Origin of the sequence: Corynebacterium sp., from assembly GCF_030532195.1 — a bacterium.
Taxonomy (GTDB): domain Bacteria; phylum Actinomycetota; class Actinomycetes; order Mycobacteriales; family Mycobacteriaceae; genus Corynebacterium.
Map to the genome: position 1 here is coordinate 373,669 of NZ_JAUNLP010000001.1, position 17,277 is coordinate 390,945.

Consider the following 17,277-nt stretch of genomic DNA (forward strand, 5'->3'; position numbering starts at 1 on the left):
AAGCGCTCAGGGCGGGGTAGATAACTGTTAAGCGAGTTGAACTCTTTGGCCTATGCGGCTTAGCGCTCCAGCTTCAGGGTCTTCTGGGAAGCCTCCCAAACCTGCTTAAACAGAGCCGGGTCATCAGCCAGAGTGGTGCCGTAGGACGGGACGAGCTCCTTGAGCTTCGGAGCCCACTTGCCCATGTGGCGACCGAAGCAGCGCTCGATCAGGCTGATCATGACGGCCGGGGCGATGGAAGCGCCCGGGGAAGCGCCCATCAGGCCGGCGATAGTGCCGTCCCAGGAATTGATGACAGCGGTACCGAACTCGAGGGAACCGAACTTCGGAGCCTTCATCGGCTTAATGACCTGCACGCGCTGGCCAGCAACGATGAGCTCCCAGTCCTCCGGACGAGCGTTCGGGACGTACTCACGCAAGGACTCGATGCGAGCATCGAAGTCCTTCATGACCTCAGTAATCAGGTACTTGGTAAGACCCATCTCCTGAATACCGACACCGATCATGGATGGCAGGTTAGCCGGACGCAGGGACTTAATCAGGTCCAGGTTGTTGCCGTTCTTCAGGAACTTCATGTTCCAGCCGGCGTACGGGCCAAACAGCAGGCCGCGCTTGCCGTCGATGACACGGGTGTCCAGGTGCGGAACGGACATCGGTGGGGTGCCGACAGTAGCCTTGCCGTAAACCTTAGCGTCGTGCTTGGCAATCAGTTCCTCGTTGGTGCAGCGCAACCACTGACCGGAAACCGGGAAACCACCGAAACCGCGAATCTCATTGATGCAAGCCTTCTGCAGCAGCGGCAGTGCGTCGCCGCCAGCACCAACGAAGACGAAGTTGGCAACGAGGGTACGAACGTCCTTGGTGTGGAGGTTCTTCACGGTGACAATCCACTTGGAACCGTCGCGCTTCAGACCGGTGACCTCGTGGCCGTAGCGGATCTCAGTGCCCTTCTCGGACAGAGCCTCCAGGTACTGCTTGGTCAGTGCACCGAAGTTAACGTCAGTACCGTTCGGGTTACGAATTGCGGAGACCGGCTTGGAGAAGTCACGGCCCTCCGACATCAGCGGCAGGTACTCGGCGAAACGATCCGGATCTTCAATGAGCTCCTGGCCGTGGAACAGCGGCTCCTGCTCCAGTGCCTCATAGCGACGACGCATGAATGCCATCTGCTCCGGGCCCTGAGCGAAGGTGGTGTGGTCAACTGCGTTGATGAAGGCCTTCGGGTCGGTCAAAGTGCCGTTTTCAACCAGGGAGGTCCACAGCTGACGAGAAACCTGGAACTGCTCATTAATAGTCTTTGCCTTAGTGACATCGACCTTGCCGTTCTTCTCCGGCGTGTAGTTCAGCTCGCACAGTGCGGAGTGACCGGTACCGGCGTTGTTCCAAGGGGAGGAAGACTCCTTGGCGGGCTGATCGAGGCGCTCGAACAGGACCTGTGACCAGGATGGCTCGAGCTCCTTGAGCAGCACACCCAGCGTCGCACTCATTACACCTGCACCGATGAGGACGACATCTACTTCGTCGCCCTTGGAAGCAGGAAGCTTGCTATCAGCCATTTTGCTGTCAACATCCTTCTAACTTGATTACTGAATTCAACTGGCGATTCAACTGGCGCCCGCGCACGAACGCGCGCACATCTTGTAGGCGCGAAACAGAGCTACCGACTCAGTCCAATAACCATTGTGTCACACAAACCCACTACCCCCGGAATTCGGCGCTAGGCTAGGGCCTGTGACTACCGATATTCCAGATTTCACTACCCCCGGATTTAACCCCGATAACCTCGGTGAAGGTTATGGGCAACACGTCATCGAGCTCGGTGAAGACCCCGATGGCGAGGGCAACATCCGCGCAGTACTGGTCCGCTACTGCCCCGATTCGTCGGCAGGCGATTTCCACATACGGCCCGCAGCGCTCTGGATTCACGGTATGTCGGACTACTTCTTCCAAACGCACGTGGCCGAGCGCTACCACGCCGAGGGCTATGCCTTTTATGCCATTGACCTGCGCAAGTGCGGCCGCGCCCACCTGCCGGGACAGACGTGGCACGGCTGCAGCGATCTGACGCACTATTTCGAGGAGCTCAACCGCGCACTCGAATTGCTGGAGAAAGCTGGGCACACGACGGTAACCATCAATGCACACTCCACCGGGGGCCTTATCGCCGTGTTGTGGCTGGACTGGCTGCGTTCTGTTGGCGGCCACGCCCCATCGACCCGCCAGATTACGGTGTCCTCGGCAGTGCTGAATTCCCCCTGGCTGACGCTGCATGTCTCAAAGGCAAAGGCTCCGGTCTATTCGCTGGCTGCCCGCGTAATGTCAAAGATTCGCCCGAACAATCTCATCCCGGTGCAGTCCTCTGGCGGCTACGGCAAATCCATTAGCGGCCAGCACGAGGGACGTTGGGAATATGACCAAAATTTCAAACCCATTACTGGCCACGACAAGAATTGGCAGTGGCTCAGCGCCATTGTGACCGGTCAGCGTCGTGTCGCTCGCGGAATCGACACTGGTGTGCCCACACTGGTGCTCCACTCCGACAACTACCTGCTCGGCTCCGACTACACACCAGAGCTCAGCCGCGTGGACTCTGTTCTCAATACCGAGCAGATTGCTGAGGCCACCTCGAACCTAGGCCCGCAGGCTCGCGATGTCGCAATTCCGGGCGCCCTCCACGATGTCTACTTGTCGCAGCCAGATGCCCTGGAACGCGCCTTCGATGAGACATTCCGGTTCCTCGCCACTGTCGATTCCGGCACGGAGTCGGAATAAATCAAGGCTAAGTACAGTTGAAACAGACTAGTTCGACCAGAATGCTAGGAGAGTTTGTGACCGCTAAGACTTCCCCACGCCACTATGACGTCATCATTATCGGTACTGGGTCTGGTAATTCCATTCCCACCCCGGAGTATGACGATGTCCGGATCGCCCTGGTCGAAGAAGGCCGATTCGGCGGCACGTGCCTTAATGTCGGTTGTATTCCCACCAAGATGTTTGTGCTCGCAGCCGACGCCGCCCGCAATATCCGTGAGGCCAGCCGTCTGGGCGTTCACGGCACGTTCGACTCTGTCGATTTAAAGCAGATTCAGGATCGCGTCTTTGCCCAGCGCATCGACCAGATTGCTGATGGCGGCGAGGCCTACCGTCGCGGCGATGAAACTCCGAACATCGATGTCTACGACCGTCACGCCACCTTTGTTGGCCCGCGCACAATTCGCACCGACATCGGTGAAGAAGATGTCGAAATCACCGCTGACAACATCATTCTCGCCGCTGGCTCGCGCGCGCAGATCCCACGCCTCATCGCCGAGTCAGGTGTTGACTACTACACCAACGAAAACATCATGCGCATCGACGAGCTCCCGCGTGAGCTGATTATCGTCGGCGGCGGCTATATCGCCAGCGAGTTCGCTCATGTCTTCGCGTCGTTTGGCACGAAGGTACACATGCTTGTGCGTTCCGATGTCATGCTGCGCGGCTGCGATCGCGATATCGCCGAGCGCTTCCACGATGTCGCCGCCCGCGACATTGACATCCGCAAGAACACTTCTATCACCGCTCTTCGCCAGGACGGCGAGATTATTACGGCTTCGCTTAACGACGGCACGGAGCTCGCAGCCGATGCTCTGCTCGTGGCCACCGGCCGTGTTCCAAACGGCGACCGCATGAACCTCGAGGCCGGCGGTGTGGAGATGCATGAAGATGGTCGAGTCAAGGTTGACCAGCACGGTCACACCACCGCAGACGGCGTGTGGGCACTCGGTGATGTCTCGAGCCCGTACCAGCTCAAGCACATTGCCAACCACGAGGCCAAGGTTGTCTTCCACAATGTTTTGCACCCGGATGACCTGCGTTCCTTCGACCACCGCTACATTCCGTCGGCCATATTCTCTCACCCGCAGATTGGCCAGGTCGGCATGACCGAGGATGAGGCTCGCGCCTGGGCCAAGGAAAACGGCACGGAAATCACAGTCAAGATTCAGAACTACGGTGACGTGGCCTACGGCTGGGCACTGGAGGACAAGGACGGCTTTGCCAAGCTCATCGCCGACCGTGCAACTGGTCGTCTGCTAGGTGCTCACTTCATCGGCGAGCAGGCCGCTACCCTGGTTCAGCAGTGTATCCAGATGATGAGCTTCGAGATGGACGTACGCGAAGTTGTCAAGGGACAGCACTGGATTCACCCAGCGCTGCCAGAGCTGATTGAAAACGCTATCCTGGGCCTGGAATTCGACGACTAGGCCAACTGTTCAATACCTGTTGCCCGGGCCAATGCAGGTCCAGCCAGGTGTTGCTCAACGGCATCCGCCAACAGGTCCACCTGTCGGAGTCGCTCAGCGGCAAACGAAGTGTTGGGGTTGACGACGAAGCCGTCGCGCCCCACAGCCGCCGCAACCTGTTCAAGCAGGTCACGCCGAACCTGGTCAACCTCGAGATAACCATGGCGATGCGTACCAATGACCATGCCGCGACGCGCGCCTTCGGTCTCTCCGGTTGCGGCATCTTCAATAAAAGGCTGCTCCGCACTGCGCACAACTTGGCCGTTGTGGACCTCATATGAGCCATCCGGATGGCTCACCAGAGTCTTGGTCTGTGCAAAGTCGATGTCGATATCGAACACACCGAGGCCCTGGACAGTGCCAGCGGAAGATTCCACCGAGTCACTGATTGTGGTGCAAAGCATTTGGAATCCACCACAAATGCCCATCAGCGGCAGCCCCTGGGAGGCTCGGTTCACCAGGACGTCGTCAAGCCCCTGGGCGCGGAGCCACGCCAAATCGGCGACCGTCGACTTCGATCCGGGCAGCACGACCAGATCGGCGCGGGCGATGACTGACGGATCGACCGTCCAGTGCACGGACACGCCTGGCTCGCACGCCAGCGCCTCAATATCAGTGGCGTTGGACACGCGCGGCAAACGGATTGCAGCGACAGACAGCGTCTCCGTGCCCAGCGGTGCGGTGGCAGGACCGACTGCAGCACCCGCCACGGTGCCGAGTGAATCCTCAGCATCAATCCACAGCCCGGAAATAAAAGGCACTACCCCAAGCACCGGCACTCCCGTGTGCTCGCGCACCACGTCCAGACCCGGGGTCAACAGTGAGACATCACCGCGGAACTTGTTGACGATAAAACCCGTGATGCGCGCGCGGTCAGCTGGACTAACAATTGCATGTGTGCCGACGAAATGCGCCAGCACCCCACCGCGGTCAATATCGCCAGCTACGACGACGGGCAAGTTCGCCATTTCCGCGAGCCCCATATTGGCGATGTCGGAGTCTCGCAGATTGACCTCCGCGGGGCTTCCGGCGCCTTCGCACAGGACGACCTCGTAGTCCGCGCGCAGCTGCTCCAGCGTCTCGCCGACGATACTGCGTAGCGCCTTACGACGTGACCGATACGTCAACGCACTGACGTGCCCGTCAGCTTTGCCTTTGACCACCACCTGACTGGTGTGATCGGAGCCGGGCTTGAGCAATACCGGGTTGAAGGAGACATCCGGTTCAAGCCCGCAGGCCAGCGCCTGCAGCGCCTGCGCGCGACCAATTTCTCCACCGTCAAGTGTGACGGCGCAGTTGTTGGACATGTTCTGCGCTTTAAAAGGGGCGACTTTTACGCCACGGCGCGCAAGCAGCCGACACATACCGGCGACTAGCACCGATTTGCCGGCATCTGACGTACAGCCAGCGATAAGCGATGCTGGTGCCTGCATCTGTTTTTATGCCTCTGGCCTCCAGCCCGTCTGGAACTGGCCAGGAACATTCTTTTCATCCGGCAGGGTCAGGATCTCCATGCCGCTGTCGGTCACCAATACGGTGTGCTCAAACTGAGCGGTGAACTTGAAATCATCATTCTGGACAGTCCAGCCGTTGTCCCAGATGTGGTACGGCAGCTCACCGAGGTTGATCATCGGCTCAACCGTCAGAGTCATGCCTGGCTCCAGGACGGTGTCCTGGCTCGGCTCGTCATAATGCAGCACAACCAGACCGTTGTGGAAGGTCGTCCCCACACCGTGACCAGTGAAATCACGGACGGTGTTGTATCCAAAGCGCTTGGCGTAGGACTCAATTACGCGGCCGATAACGTTGATTTCACGACCCGGCTTGATGACCTTGATGCCGCGCGTTGTGGCGTTGTAAGTGCGCTCTACTAGCAGGCGGTGCTCCTCCGAGACCTCACCAGCGAAGAAAGTGGCGTTGGTATCGCCGTGGACACCGTTTTTGTAACCAGTGACGTCGACATTGACAATATCGCCCTCTTCAATCACCTGTGTGTCCGGAATGCCGTGGCAGACAATCTCATTGAGAGAAACACAGCAGGACTTCTCATATCCGCGGTAGCCCAAAGTAGACGGGTACGTGTCATGATCGAGCAGGTACTCGTGAACCACACGGTCAATCTCATCGGTGGTTACACCAGGGGCAACTGCCTTACCGGCCTCAACCAAGGCATTGGCGGCAATGCGAGAGACCTCCCGCATATTCTCAATATCTTCCGGAGTCTGAACCAGTGGTTCGCCGACTCCTTCCTGAACTTCGTCCTTCCACGCGTATTCAGGACGCTCAATATGAGCCGGAACAGTTCGAATTGGCGTGGACTTTTGCTGAGTAAGTGGAGAACGCTGAGTCATGGCACATACTCTACTCCCCACCCCGGATTAGCTATTCAGCTGCTCCAGCATCTCCCTCGTCCTCGGCCGGCCCCTCATCGAGATTGGCAAAGAACCTGTCCGTGATGGCCACCGCGTGTTCCGATCCGCCGCCACCGACAATCAGTGTGGCAAAGGCCAGGTCATCGCGGTATCCGGTGAACCATGCGTGGGAACCGCCAGAGTACTCGGCCTCACCAGTCTTGGCATAGACTTCGCCACGGCCGGCAATCGCGGTACCAGTGCCGGAGGTCACCACCGCACGCATGAGTTGGCGCACCTGGTCAAGCACCGCTGGATCGATGGGCTGCGAGACTTTCGACTGCCACGTTCCCGCGCTCGGCACCAGCGATGGCGTCGGCGTGCGACCTGCCGCAACCGTAGCGGATACCAGCGCCATGCCAAACGGGCTGACCAAGTCGTGTCCCTGTCCGTAGCCGGCGTCGATGCGCTCTACTTCGTTTTCCCCATCGGAGACACTGCCGGTAATCGTGTCGAGCCCAGCAATGTGGTAATTGATGCCAATGCCGAAATTCTGGGACTCTTCCTTGAATTCCCCTGGCTTGAGCTGGTGGGCGATGTTACCGAAGGTGGTGTTGCAAGACCTCGCGAACGCATCGCTGAGCGAGGTATCTCCGACTCCGCTGCCGTTGTAGTTAGTAACGATTCGCGGCCCGATCTCCATAGACCCTGGGCACGGCACCGTGGAGCTAGCCGTCAGGCCCTGATGTTGCACGCCAGCCGCCGCCGTGATGATCTTGTACGTCGAGCCCGGCGGGAACTGCCCCATCAGCGCCAGATCACCGTCCTTGTCTGCTTCCTCGGTCTGTGCGACCGCCAGAATCTTTCCCGACGACGGCTGAATGGCCACCAGCATTGCTTTCGCATCCTGGCGAGTGTCCACGGCCTTCTGCGCGGCATCCTGGACCTTCTTGCTAATGGATGCCTGAATGGCCGGCGCCACGTTCGGCGAGGTTTCAAAGAGCGTGCCGACGACCGCGCCATCCTCATTGGCAGCCACGATATTCCAGCCATCAGCTCCGGAATCCCCCTCGGCCACGAGCTTTTCCACGCGGCTCATCAGATCCGGGGCAAAGCCGGGATCAGGACGTACCATCGCGGCCTCATCGTTGACAGTAATCCCGTCAATATTATTCAGGTCGTCCTTCACGCGATCCGGAGTATTGGCCGGCAGCACAATCAACGAGTAATTGCCCTTGCCACCAATTGCCTCAGACCCGACTTTGCGGGCATCCAGTTTCGGCCCGTCTTCAGGCATTTCGTTATTAATCACCGTGGCGGCGCGGTTAATTGCCGACTGCACATCAACCACCGCATCGCGGTCCACAATGACGCGGTGCACCGTGCCCGGCTCCAGCAGAGCTGCACCATCTGAGCCAACTACCGACGGTCGAGTTGCCGGTATAGTACGCAACTCCGGATGCTGATTCCGCCCCAGCTGTGGATGCAACGATGCCGGAGTCCACCGCAGTGTCCAATCCTTCTGCCCCGACTCCGTCTTGGTAAGCGTGAAGGTTGTGTCGTAGTTCCAGTGTCGCTCATGTGGCAACTTCCAATTCATCGCCACATCCGCAGATGACTGATTCCCGCTGGAATCGATACTGTCGATTTCGTAGTCCAGTCCGGCTTCCTGCAGACCCGACTTCGCGGCCTGCAAATCCCCCTCCGCAGATTCCGGATGATCCGTCAATGCCGCTGCCCGCGCTACGTCCCCCGACCCCAGCGCGCTCAAGAACTCTTCCAAAACATCGCGCCCAGTATCGGGCCGCGGAGTACACGCGGCGAGCGACATGACAAGTCCTGCAATTGTCACAGCCGAAATGCTCCGGGCCAGAGGCCTGCGGCGCGAAGTATGTTCCATGTGGGCTGACGTTAGCACCGCAATGCTTTACGACGACGCTGGCACGCCGCAAATTGACATCTGCTTTACGGTTAGCGGTTGAGCACGATGGGGTTGACGACATCGGCGGCCATAACCAGCACACCGAACACTAGGAGTACCGCAGTAAAAGCCAGTGTTACCGGCATCAGCCTGGTGTAATCGGCAGGTCCTAACTCGCTCTTGCCCAGCAGGCGGCGAATACGGTCGCGAATGCGCTCGTAGATCACCACTGCGATGTGGCCACCGTCCAGTGGCGGCAGTGGCACGAGGTTGAACACCGCCAGGAAATAGTTGAGGTTGGCCAGCAGCAGGAAGAATGATGGCCACTGGTTCATCTCCACCAGCTCGCCGCCGGCGCGAGAAGCACCGACCACACTCATTGGGCTGGCCGGATCTCGCTGTCCACCGAAGATGGAGTAGACGATTCCCGGTACCTTTTCCGGAATCGACAACAAACCAGTCCAGACCGCACCAAAAAGACTGCCAGTGAAGCTAGCCGCGCCACCGATGGCACTGACCGCGTTGTACTCATTGACAATGGTCTTTGGCCGCTGGAAGGCGATACCGATGGCAGGTTGGTCGATGTCATGACCGTCGTTAGTCTTGCGCTTGACCACCTCTGGAGTGACCGTCACCGTGTGAACGGTGCCGCCGCGATTGAGGGTCAGCTCGATATCGCCGCTGGCGGCGCTGCCGATGAGAGAGACGGCCTCGGGATATGAGGTGATTTTGGTGCCATTTACCCTTTCAATTACGTCTCCCGGACGCACACCGGCCCGCTCAGCAGGGCCGGCACCGGTGCAGGGCTCCAGGGTGCCGTCGTCACGCTGTGCCGGAGAAACGCACTGCACCGCCTGAATACGCGGCGCCATTTCCTTTCCCATGTTGGGCAGACCCCAGGTCACGGCGATAAAGTATAGGATCAAAAACCCGATAATCAGGTTCATGGTCACGCCGCCGAGCATCACAATAATGCGCTGCCACCACGGCTTTTTGTACATGGCATAGGGTTCTTCACCCGGCTCGAGGGGATCTTGAGCCGTCATGCCTGCGATGTCGCAGAAGCCACCGAATGGGATGGCCTTGATGCCGTATTCCGTGTCGTGTCCGCCACCTGCTTCGTGATGGCGTTTAAAGGAATACAGCGTTGGGCCAAATCCGACGAAGTATCGGCGCACGCGCATCCCGCAAAGGCGAGCCGCGGTGAGATGACCCCACTCGTGAAGGGCGATAGTCGCCGCGATGCCCACAGCGAAGAGCAAAACTCCAAGAAGAAATGTCACGACAGCTCACCCTACCCCCACTTTGGGCAAACCAGCACACGGTCAAGGAGTTTCGCGCGGGGCTAAGTCCCAATTTCAGCAAGTTCTAAGGTATCCTTACACCCGATACTCAAGATTGTCTGAAAATGCGCTCAGTCGCTTTCAGCAAAATCGCCTTTTAGACTGAAGTGCATAACTAAGTGCAATTCGCCGGAAGTGTTAACAGGAGGACTTTCAAGTGAGCAACCACGAGCCAAAGGAAGAAATTTACCGCGGCGTCAGCACCCTCGACGAGCCGTCGGCGAAGTGGGGCTGGCACGGTCTGAGCAAGAGCGCTATGCAGAAGGCCGGCTGGATTTCCGTGATTTTCCTGCTGGGCATGACCATTGGTAACCACAAGGGCAACGTTGAGAATTACTGGCTGATCGCCATTGCTGCTCTGATTGCCATCGGCCTGCTGCTGCAGCTGTTCTCCCCGCGTGGCTCTCAGGTCCGCACTGTTACCGGCCACAACAAGCCGGAGGGTCACATCGAGCCAGAGTGGGCTCGCGACCAGGTTAACGGCACCGGCGTCTACGCTGAGCTGACCGATTCCCAGCTGCGTTCTTGGAACCGACTGCCGGAGGGCCAGGACAAGTAAGCGTATACATTACAAAGACCCGCACACCTTGTTTTCGGTGTGCGGGTCTTTTTTGCTATGTGCTCCCCTTTAAATGGCGGGGAGCAGACCAGTTCTATACTTCCTCGGCTGCCAGCTGACCACAGGCTGCGGCAATCTCATTGCCGCGAGTATCGCGCACGGTACATGGCACACCCTGAGCCTGGACGCGACGGACGAACTCCTCCTGTCGCTTCTTTGGAGACGCATCCCACTTGGAGCCCGGAGTTGGGTTCAGTGGAATGAGATTGACATGCACGCGGGAGCCCAATGCATTGTGCAACTTCTTGCCCAGTAGATCTGCGCGCCAATCCTGATCGTTGATGTCACGGATCAGTGCGTACTCAATGGACACACGACGGCCGGTCTTATCCGCGTAGTACCGAGCGGCGTCAAGGACCTCGGCCACGGTGAATCGGTTATTGATTGGCACCAATTCGTCGCGCAGCTCATCGTCTGGCGTATGCAACGAGACGGCCAGAGTGACCGAGAGGTCTTCGTCGGCAAGCCTGCGAATATTCGGCGCGAAACCGACGGTGGATACGGTGACGTTGCGCATCGAGATACCGAAGCCCTCCGGCGCCGGGCGGGTGATGCGATGCACGGCGGCAAGAACGCGCTTGTAGTTAGCCAGCGGCTCACCCATACCCATGAAAACGATGTTGGTCAGACGTCCGCCTCCTGCGGCCATTGTCGCTGCGGCCTCACGGACCTGATCGACAATCTCGGCAGTCGACAGGTTGCGCTGCAAGCCTCCCTGCCCCGTTGCACAGAACGGGCAGGCCATTCCACAGCCGGCCTGAGAAGAAATACACAGCGTGGCGCGGTCTGGGTACTTCATCAGTACCGACTCGAGCAACGTACCGTCGCCTGCGCGCCACAGAGTCTTGCGTGTCTCCCCCTCATCACAGGTGATGTGGCGTACGGGTGTGAGAAGTTCCGGGAACAGTGCGTCCTTGACCTTCTGCCTAGCTGCTTCTGGCAGGTCCGTCATCGTCATCGGGTCTGCCTCTAGGCGCCCGAAGTAATGACGCGCGATTTGGTCAGCGCGGAATGCTGGCAGACCCAGCTCCTTGACCGCGGCCTTTCGCTCCTCAACATCAAGGTCCGCAAAGTGAGTCGCAGGCATGCCGCGACGTGGGGCGTTAAGAACAATTGGAAGTGAAGATGCCATGATGGCTCCCATTTTCGCATGTACTGGCAGTTTTGGCCTAATGCGCGCAATTTATGTGCGCGTTACAAGTGGTACAGACTTGGAAAAGCGTGTTGAATAATAGGTATGACTAACGCTAATCAGCCTAACTACGACACCCCACGAGGTGACATGACAGGAAGCGACCGACCGCTTTTCGACGATGCTTCGTTCGATACCCCGCAGGCGCCTTCGGCAACCGGCTCTGCTAGAGCTGGCCGCGATCTCGAGCCCACCCGCGATTTTGACACACAGCCGGAGCCGGCTCCTGCCCCGGCGAAGCCCAAGGTGAAGAAGACAACTGCCGGCTCGATGTGGGTTGGTCTTGTTGTCAGCGCTATTTTGCTGATTGTCCTGTTGGTATTCATTCTGCAGAACCAGCAGGAGTCGGCGCTGCACCTGTTTGGTTGGACCTGGAACTTCCCGGTTGGCGTGGGCATGCTGTTCGCGGCGATCCTGGGTGCGCTAATTACCGCGCTGATTGGTGGCTGGCGCATGCTGGATCTGCGTCGACAGATCCGCAAGGGCAACAAGTAGGTTTTTTAGACGAGGGTAAACAGCTGCAGAATCAGCCACGTCATCGCGGCTGACGGCAGCATGCCGTCGAGGCGGTCCATGAGGCCACCGTGACCTGGCAGCATCGAGGACATGTCCTTGATGCCCAGGTCCCGTTTGAATTGGGACTCCACCAAGTCCCCCAACGTGGCGGAGACAACCAGGGCGATGCCGAGCACGAGCCCCTTCCACCACTCACCATGCAAGAGATACGTGGTGGTCAAGATACCGGTGATGCCGCCGAGCAGCAGTGAGCCGCCGAATCCTTCCCACGACTTCTTAGGGCTGACCTTCGGCGCCATCGGGTGCTTACCAAACATCACGCCGGCGGCGTAGCCACCGACATCGTTGGCGACAACGCCCAGCATGAAGGTCACCATCACCCACCGAGGATCAACTCCCCAGGGGTTTTCCATCTGCGCCAGGCGAGCAGCCAGGGCCACGCAGAATGGAATCCACATCATCACAAACACGGCGACAGAGACATCGCGCAGCCAATTGCGCGGTGATTCATCGGGACCGTGGAGGAATAGCCGCGTCACAAACAGAGACATCAATGTGACAGCTAGGCCCATGATGAGGCCGTCAACGCCCCAAAAGACGGACAGCCAAATCATGAGCTGCCCGCCAACAATCATGACCGGGCGGGGAACCTGCCAATCGGATTCACGCAGTCGCTCACAGACCTCCCACGTAGCGAGGCCACCTGCGACGGCAATCAAAATGTTCCACGCGACTGTTCCCAGTAGCAGGCAGGTAATGACAAGGGCGCCGAGTGCGACGCCTACACCAATTGCGACCGGCAGATTCCTGCCCGCCGAATTTCGCGGCTTGATATGACGTATATCGTCTAGGACCTTATCCCGACTCGTCGATGGCATAGACGCCTCATTTCCCCTCTCCCGGACGAATGTGAAGGCCTAAACCTCCATCAACTCGGCTTCCTTGCGCTCAACCAGCTCGTCGACCTTCTCGACGTAGTTCTTGGTGACCTGGTCGAGTTCCTTCTCGCCAGCCTGCACCTCGTCCTCACCGGCGTCGCCATCCTTCTGAATCTTCTTCAGAGTTTCCATGCCCTTACGACGGACATTGCGGATGGCAATCTTGGCATCTTCCCCCTTGGCACGAGCGACCTTGGCCATCTCGCGGCGGCGCTCCTCAGTCAGCTGCGGAATGGTCACACGCAGGACCTGACCGTCGTTGGTCGGGTTCACACCGAGGTCGGAATTGCGAATTGCGTTTTCAATATCGCCCATGACGCTGAGCTCATACGGCTTAATCAGCAGCATGCGCGGCTCCGGCACGGAGATCGTAGCCATCTGAGTAATCGGAGTCGGCACACCGTAGTACTCAGCGATGACACCGTTGAACATTGCCGGGTTTGCGCGACCCGTACGAATGTGGGTCAGCTCTTCGCGGCAGTGCTCCACGGAGTTACCGTACTTTTCTTCGCAATCCAGCAGGACTTCATCAATCATTATTTCGTTAACCTCGAATTTCTCGTGTTTGAGGGAAAAAGCTTGGTACCAACAAATTTATCAGCTGTGAACCAGAGTACCGATTTGCTCGCCGGCAACCGCGCGCGCAATGTTTCCGTCGGTAAGCAGGTTGAACACGAGAATCGGCATATCGTTGTCCATGCACAGCGAGAAAGCGGTGGCGTCGGCGACACGCAGGCCGCGTTCGAGGACCTCGCGGTGAGTGATGTCCTTGAACAGCTCTGCATCCGGGACCTCGCGCGGATCGGCGGAGTAGACACCGTCGACGGCCTTGGCCATCAGCAGCACCTCGCAGCCGATTTCCAGGGCGCGCTGAGCGGCTGTGGTGTCGGTGGAGAAGTACGGCATGCCCATGCCGGCACCGAAGATGACCACGCGGCCCTTTTCCAGGTGGCGCTTTGCACGCAGCGGCAGGTACGGTTCTGCTACCTGCGCCATGTTGATGGCGGTCTGGACGCGGCAGTCAATGCCCTCCTGCTCCAGGAAGTCCTGCAGCGCCAGGCAGTTCATGACCGTACCGAGCATGCCCATGTAGTCCGAGCGGGCGCGGTCCATTCCGCGCTGCTGGAGCTGAGCGCCGCGGAAGAAGTTGCCGCCACCGATGACGACACAGACCTCGACGCCCTCGCGAGCAACTTCGGCAATTTGGCGGGCGACGTTTTGCACCACGTCCGGGTCAACGCCAACCTTGCCGCCGCCGAACATCTCGCCACCGAGCTTGAGCATCACACGTTTGAAGCCATTGCGCTCGACAGATTCCGCCATCTCTATTGCACCTTTCTCGCCGATTAAAAAGTCGCAGATGAGTCTACCTAATCGAGGCAGTCAGGCCTACTTGACTCACCGAGGCTACCGATAAGCGCCATCGACAAGCAGCGCGAACAAGCAGCGAAGCCATGCAAAAACGCCCCGACCCTTACCCAGGACGGGGCGTTTGTGAAACCTAGCTAGCAGCTAGACATGCTCTAAGGAGCAGCAATTAGTGCTGGCCAACCTCGAAGCGAGCGAAACCGGTCAGAGTGATGCCGGCCTCGTCCATCAGGGACTTGACGGTCTTCTTGTGGTCTGCGACAGACGGCTGATCCAGCAGGACGACGTCCTTGTAGAAGCCGTTCAAGCGACCCTCGACGATCTTGGCAATAGCCTGCTCCGGCTTGCCTTCCTCGCGGGTGATCTTCTCGTAGACAGCGCGCTCAGCCTCGACGCGGTCAGCCGGGACGTCCTCGCGGGTCAGGTACTGAGCCTTCAGAGCGGCAACCTGCATAGCAGCGGCGTGAGCGGCTTCCTCAGCCTGCTCGCCCTCACCGGTGTAGGCAACCAGCACGCCAACGGCGGCCGGCAGGTCAGCTGCACGACGGTGCAGGTAGACAGAGATGTTCTCACCCTCGAGGGTGACTGCGCGACGCAGCTCCAGCTTCTCACCGATCTTGGCGGACAGCTCCTGAGTGGCCTCAGCAGCGGTCTTGCCGTCGACCTCAGCGGCAGCGAGCTCCTCCGGGGTGTTTGCCTTAACTGCAGCTGCAGCCTCGGCAACCTTGTTAGCGAAGTCGATGAACTCCTGGTTCTTCGCAACAAAGTCAGTCTCGGAGTTGATCTCAACCATGGTGTTGCCGGAAACAGCAATCAGGCCCTCGGCAGCGGTGCGCTCTGCACGCTTGCCGACGTCCTTAGCGCCCTTAATACGCAGAATCTCGACGGCCTTGTCGAAATCGCCATCGGTCTCGACGAGAGCGTCCTTACAAGCCTTCATGCCGGAGCCGGTCAGCTCGCGGAGCTTCTTGACGTCAGCAGCGGTGAAATTCGCCATGCTGGGCGTTCCTCCTTGTTGTGGTTAGAAAGTTCAGCTTTACTCAGCGGTTGCCGTCTCAGTTGCAGCGGAGCCCTCGGCGTCCATCTCTGCAGCCTGATCGGTGTTTTCAGCGGCGGACTCGATCGGAGCGTCGCCTGCTGCCTCGCGAGCAGCGGATGCCTCGCGCTCAGCGCGAGCCTTCTTGCCCTCTTCAACAGCGGTGGAGATGATACGGGTCAGCACGGAAGCAGCGCGGATTGCGTCGTCGTTGCCCGGGATCGGGAAGTCAACGTCATCCGGATCGCAGTTGGTGTCCAGGATGGCAACAACCGGAATACCCAGCTTCTTAGCCTCGGAGACAGCGATGTGCTCCTTGTTAGTGTCAACGATCCACAGTGCGGACGGAACCTTGGACATGTCGCGAATGCCGCCCAGGGTGCGCTCCAGCTTGGTGCGCTCGCGGGTCAGCATCAGGATTTCCTTCTTGCCGCGGCCCTCGTAGCCGTTTTCTGCAGCGTCCATTGCCTGAAGCTCCTTCAGGCGAGCCAGGCGCTTGGAAACGGTGGTGAAGTTGGTCAGCATGCCGCCGAGCCAGCGGTGGTTGACGTATGGCATGTCAACGCGCTCTGCCTCGTTCTGGACGGCTTCCTGAGCCTGCTTCTTGGTACCGACGAACAGGATGTTGCCGCCGTGGGCGACAGTCTCCTTGACGAACTCGAAAGCCTCGTCGATGTAGGTCAGGGTCTGCTGCAGGTCAATGATGTAGATGCCATTGCGCTCGGTGAAGATGAAACGCTTCATCTTCGGGTTCCAACGACGGGTCTGGTGACCGAAGTGGACACCGGCATCGAGCAGTTCTCGCATGGAAACAACAGCCATGTCATGTTCAGGGAAGATCCTCACGGCCAGCCTGACTAGGGCTGCGGCTGCTTCCCTTCCTTTCTTATCCGATATAGGTGGTTAGAGTCATCGCACAGGCTTTCCCTGTGCCCTAGCGCTCCCCCGCTGCTCCACACCCAACAACTTTCTGCTGAGCACCCATGAAACAGCCGGAATGGGGCGCGCGCGTAGTCTTTTTGCTAGTTTCTACCAGTTAAGGCAGACACCGCGAGCGTCATCTTATCCGATATATCGCGCTAGCCGCAATATTTGACACGCCGAGGCATCCACAGGGGTCTGCAATCATCCACAGCTCGCCATCAAAAGAGCATTTTTCGCTTGTCGACGGTCCTTGCGTCCGTCACACTTCGCGCATGAGAACTCTTCCGCGAATCAGGCGCTCGCTAGTTGGCACCGTAGCACTCTTCGCAGTAGCCGTCCTGTCGACCGCTGCCGCTGAAACCTCTACTGCACCATTGTCCACCATCCGTCACACCCGCCCCGTCGATGGCACTGTTGTGCGCGACTTTGCCCCACCCGAAAAGCGCTGGCAAGCTGGACATCGCGGCGTAGATTTGAACGCTCGGCCCGGCCAGCAAGTCCGCGCTTCGGCCGCGGGAGTGGTTCACTTTTCCGGCTCCATTGCCGGCATGACGTCGGTGTCCATCATGCATGCCGACGGCATTCGCACCACCTATCAGCCCATCACGACCGAGCTAAAAAAGGGCGACCTTGTGGCAGCCGGTGATGTTATCGGCCATCTTTCCTCTAACCTCAAGCATCCTGAGCCGGGGCTTCACTGGGGCGCGCTGCGTGGCCAGGATTACCTCAATCCACTGGATTTACTTCAGCGTCGGTCGATTGTTTTGAAACCAGCGCAATAAACCAGTG

Annotated in this window: 16 protein-coding genes; 5 read left to right on the forward strand and 11 right to left on the reverse strand. The window is 58.9% G+C overall.

The window, feature by feature from the left end; genetic code table 11:
* Positions 1-59: 59 nt before the first annotated feature.
* Positions 60-1,556, reverse strand: a complete 1,497-nt coding sequence (gene mqo / locus Q4E11_RS01650; RefSeq protein WP_303163061.1) for a malate dehydrogenase (quinone) — start codon at positions 1,554-1,556, stop codon at positions 60-62.
* 175 nt (positions 1,557-1,731) lie between these two features.
* Here mqo and Q4E11_RS01655 point away from each other — a divergent pair, with 175 nt between their 5' ends.
* Positions 1,732-2,772: an alpha/beta hydrolase gene (locus Q4E11_RS01655; protein WP_303163064.1), complete on the forward strand. Its 1,041-nt coding sequence runs from the start codon at positions 1,732-1,734 to the stop codon at positions 2,770-2,772.
* A 56-nt stretch (positions 2,773-2,828) separates the two neighbouring features.
* On the forward strand, positions 2,829-4,241 hold the full coding sequence (mtr, locus tag Q4E11_RS01660; RefSeq protein ID WP_303163066.1) for a mycothione reductase: 1,413 nt from the start codon (positions 2,829-2,831) through the stop codon (positions 4,239-4,241).
* Here the strand turns inward: mtr and Q4E11_RS01665 are convergent.
* The 4 genes from Q4E11_RS01665 to Q4E11_RS01680 form a co-directional block, all read right to left on the reverse strand.
* Positions 4,238-5,713 (reverse strand): cobyric acid synthase, encoded by a 1,476-nt coding sequence (locus Q4E11_RS01665; RefSeq protein ID WP_303163069.1) that lies wholly within the window; start codon positions 5,711-5,713, stop codon positions 4,238-4,240. The two genes, mtr and Q4E11_RS01665, sit on opposite strands and share 4 nt — an antisense overlap.
* Before the next feature lie 6 nt (positions 5,714-5,719).
* Positions 5,720-6,631: a type I methionyl aminopeptidase gene (map, locus tag Q4E11_RS01670; protein ID WP_303163072.1), complete on the reverse strand. Its 912-nt coding sequence runs from the start codon at positions 6,629-6,631 to the stop codon at positions 5,720-5,722.
* A 31-nt stretch (positions 6,632-6,662) separates the two neighbouring features.
* Positions 6,663-8,483 (reverse strand): penicillin-binding transpeptidase domain-containing protein, encoded by a 1,821-nt coding sequence (locus Q4E11_RS01675; RefSeq protein ID WP_368410391.1) that lies wholly within the window; start codon positions 8,481-8,483, stop codon positions 6,663-6,665.
* Between the two features lie 119 nt (positions 8,484-8,602).
* Positions 8,603-9,835: an RIP metalloprotease gene (locus Q4E11_RS01680; protein WP_303163080.1), complete on the reverse strand. Its 1,233-nt coding sequence runs from the start codon at positions 9,833-9,835 to the stop codon at positions 8,603-8,605.
* Positions 9,836-10,052: 217 nt separating this feature from the next.
* On the opposite strand from Q4E11_RS01680, the gene Q4E11_RS01685 reads away from it, so the two are divergent.
* Positions 10,053-10,454 carry a DUF2631 domain-containing protein gene (locus Q4E11_RS01685; RefSeq protein WP_303163082.1) on the forward strand — a complete coding sequence of 134 codons (402 nt, stop codon included), beginning with the start codon at positions 10,053-10,055 and terminating at the stop codon, positions 10,452-10,454.
* 94 nt (positions 10,455-10,548) lie between these two features.
* Here the strand turns inward: Q4E11_RS01685 and rlmN are convergent, their stop codons facing one another.
* Positions 10,549-11,646 carry a 23S rRNA (adenine(2503)-C(2))-methyltransferase RlmN gene (gene rlmN, locus Q4E11_RS01690; protein WP_303163084.1) on the reverse strand — a complete coding sequence of 366 codons (1,098 nt, stop codon included), beginning with the start codon at positions 11,644-11,646 and terminating at the stop codon, positions 10,549-10,551.
* 105 nt (positions 11,647-11,751) lie between these two features.
* Between rlmN and Q4E11_RS01695 the strand changes: the two genes are divergently transcribed.
* The gene (locus Q4E11_RS01695; protein ID WP_303163087.1) at positions 11,752-12,201 is read left to right on the forward strand and encodes a lipopolysaccharide assembly LapA domain-containing protein; all 450 of its coding nucleotides are present in this window, start codon (positions 11,752-11,754) and stop codon (positions 12,199-12,201) included.
* Between the two features lie 5 nt (positions 12,202-12,206).
* On the opposite strand, the gene Q4E11_RS01700 is transcribed toward Q4E11_RS01695, so the two are convergent.
* The 5 genes from Q4E11_RS01700 to rpsB form a co-directional block, all read right to left on the reverse strand.
* Positions 12,207-13,100, reverse strand: coding sequence for a phosphatidate cytidylyltransferase (locus tag Q4E11_RS01700; protein ID WP_303163088.1), 894 nt, complete (start codon positions 13,098-13,100; stop codon positions 12,207-12,209).
* 39 nt (positions 13,101-13,139) lie between these two features.
* Positions 13,140-13,697 (reverse strand): ribosome recycling factor, encoded by a 558-nt coding sequence (gene frr / locus Q4E11_RS01705; RefSeq protein WP_303163091.1) that lies wholly within the window; start codon positions 13,695-13,697, stop codon positions 13,140-13,142.
* A 60-nt stretch (positions 13,698-13,757) separates the two neighbouring features.
* Positions 13,758-14,483, reverse strand: a complete 726-nt coding sequence (pyrH, locus tag Q4E11_RS01710; protein WP_303163093.1) for a UMP kinase — start codon at positions 14,481-14,483, stop codon at positions 13,758-13,760.
* 214 nt (positions 14,484-14,697) lie between these two features.
* Positions 14,698-15,525, reverse strand: a complete 828-nt coding sequence (gene tsf, locus Q4E11_RS01715) for a translation elongation factor Ts (RefSeq protein ID WP_303163095.1) — start codon at positions 15,523-15,525, stop codon at positions 14,698-14,700.
* 39 nt (positions 15,526-15,564) lie between these two features.
* Positions 15,565-16,386 (reverse strand): 30S ribosomal protein S2, encoded by an 822-nt coding sequence (rpsB, locus tag Q4E11_RS01720; protein ID WP_303163475.1) that lies wholly within the window; start codon positions 16,384-16,386, stop codon positions 15,565-15,567.
* Positions 16,387-16,760: 374 nt separating this feature from the next.
* Between rpsB and Q4E11_RS01725 the strand changes: the two genes are divergently transcribed.
* Positions 16,761-17,270: a murein hydrolase activator EnvC gene (locus Q4E11_RS01725; RefSeq protein ID WP_303163097.1), complete on the forward strand. Its 510-nt coding sequence runs from the start codon at positions 16,761-16,763 to the stop codon at positions 17,268-17,270.
* The last annotated feature ends 7 nt before the right edge of the window (positions 17,271-17,277 follow it).

Bases quoted from the DNA above. Each gene is read 5' to 3' on its own strand.
- Q4E11_RS01695 (WP_303163087.1), top strand. From the start codon at position 11,752: ATGACTAACGCTAATCAGCCTAACTACGACACCCCACGAGGTGACATG.
- rlmN (WP_303163084.1), bottom strand. From the start codon at position 11,646: ATGGCATCTTCACTTCCAATTGTTCTTAACGCCCCACGTCGCGGCATG.
- pyrH (WP_303163093.1), bottom strand. From the start codon at position 14,483: ATGGCGGAATCTGTCGAGCGCAATGGCTTCAAACGTGTGATGCTCAAG.
- map (WP_303163072.1), bottom strand. From the start codon at position 6,631: ATGACTCAGCGTTCTCCACTTACTCAGCAAAAGTCCACGCCAATTCGA.
- mqo (WP_303163061.1), bottom strand. From the start codon at position 1,556: ATGGCTGATAGCAAGCTTCCTGCTTCCAAGGGCGACGAAGTAGATGTC.
- Q4E11_RS01725 (WP_303163097.1), top strand. From the start codon at position 16,761: ATGAGAACTCTTCCGCGAATCAGGCGCTCGCTAGTTGGCACCGTAGCA.
- Q4E11_RS01700 (WP_303163088.1), bottom strand. From the start codon at position 13,100: ATGCCATCGACGAGTCGGGATAAGGTCCTAGACGATATACGTCATATC.
- tsf (WP_303163095.1), bottom strand. From the start codon at position 15,525: ATGGCGAATTTCACCGCTGCTGACGTCAAGAAGCTCCGCGAGCTGACC.
- Q4E11_RS01665 (WP_303163069.1), bottom strand. From the start codon at position 5,713: ATGCAGGCACCAGCATCGCTTATCGCTGGCTGTACGTCAGATGCCGGC.
- rpsB (WP_303163475.1), bottom strand. From the start codon at position 16,386: ATGGCTGTTGTTTCCATGCGAGAACTGCTCGATGCCGGTGTCCACTTC.
- frr (WP_303163091.1), bottom strand. From the start codon at position 13,697: ATGATTGATGAAGTCCTGCTGGATTGCGAAGAAAAGTACGGTAACTCC.